The 1,055-nt window shown below is 33.2% G+C and carries 1 protein-coding gene and 1 pseudogene; one reads left to right on the top strand and one right to left on the bottom strand.

Annotated elements, in window-relative coordinates; all coding sequences use genetic code 11:
* Positions 1 to 126 precede the first annotated feature (126 nt).
* A pseudogene (locus tag CN514_RS21095) lies at positions 127 to 459 on the top strand (hydroxylamine reductase); the annotation flags it as partial.
* On the opposite strand, the gene CN514_RS26915 reads toward CN514_RS21095, so the two are convergent.
* A complete protein-coding gene (locus CN514_RS26915) occupies positions 415 to 918 on the bottom strand; it encodes a YwiC-like family protein (RefSeq protein ID WP_098234268.1) in 504 nt (167 codons plus the stop codon). The pseudogene CN514_RS21095 and the gene CN514_RS26915 overlap by 45 nt on opposite strands.
* Positions 919 to 1,055: the final 137 nt, after the last annotated feature.

Raw genomic sequence — 1,055 nt, 5'->3', positions numbered from 1 at the left:
TTTATATCTTTTTTTATTTGAAATAATTTATTTTTTAGTTTATAGATTTCATCTGATTTAAGTCACAAACAATGATTAGATCCCCCCATATAATGAAGTTAGTAAAAATCGTTAGGGGGATGAAGGATGTTTTGTAACCAATGTGAACAAACTCCGGTTGGTGGGTGTAAAATTGTAGGTGTATGTGGAAAAGATGAAACAATTGCAAGTTTACAAGATACGATGGTTTATGGGTTAAAAGGAATTGCAGCTTATCGAACACATGCAGCTCAGTTAGGGTATACTGATCCATTTGTTGACCAAGTAACACATGAAGCACTATATATGACTTTAACAAATTCTAATTTTAACTTACAAGAACACATAGATATGGCTATGAAAGTAGGTCAAGCCGCAATTCGGGTAATGGAGCTTTTAGATGAAGCTCATATAAAACATTTTGGAATTCCTGAACCTGTACACAGCCTTCGCTTGTAAGTGCCCCTTTCCTATATAAAAACTAGCCAATCCACCTATACAAAAAACACAAATTGCAACCATGTCATTCGTAAAGGCTCGTTCGTTTCTCTTAACGAAGTATAAGTTTAATAGAAAGAATGGAAGCATAGCTAGACCGAAGTAAATCAATCTCCATTCAGCAAACATCACGAGTGTTAAAAATACGAATGAAATGAGAAAATAACCTACCGCCCAATTAAAATAAAAAGACACTTGTTTCCCTTTGATCACCATAATTAACGGATAGGTTGCAAGGTATAGAAAAAACCACCCTATAAATAAAGGGATATGAATTAAACGAAATGAACTTGCGGCAACTCCAAGTATAAATGGAATTAAAAGCTTTGCCCAAGCACCGTGTTGGTTTGGAACTACTATTTTCACAATATAGCACCCACTTTCATTATTATTACTAATCATACTGAAACAATTATGAGTTATCTGTGATTAAGTTCACTATTTTTTTATGTTTAAGAATTTCATAAAGCCCTATTTACTTTAATAGATCCTAAAATATAAAACGATTCCCAACAAGAAAAAGCCCCTTAAAAAAGGGA

This window comes from Bacillus sp. AFS001701 (assembly GCF_002559405.1).
Lineage (GTDB): Bacteria > Bacillota > Bacilli > Bacillales > Bacillaceae_G > Gottfriedia.
The sequence above is the reverse complement of the archived record's forward strand: the minus strand, read 5'-3'. Positions and strand labels throughout refer to the sequence as shown.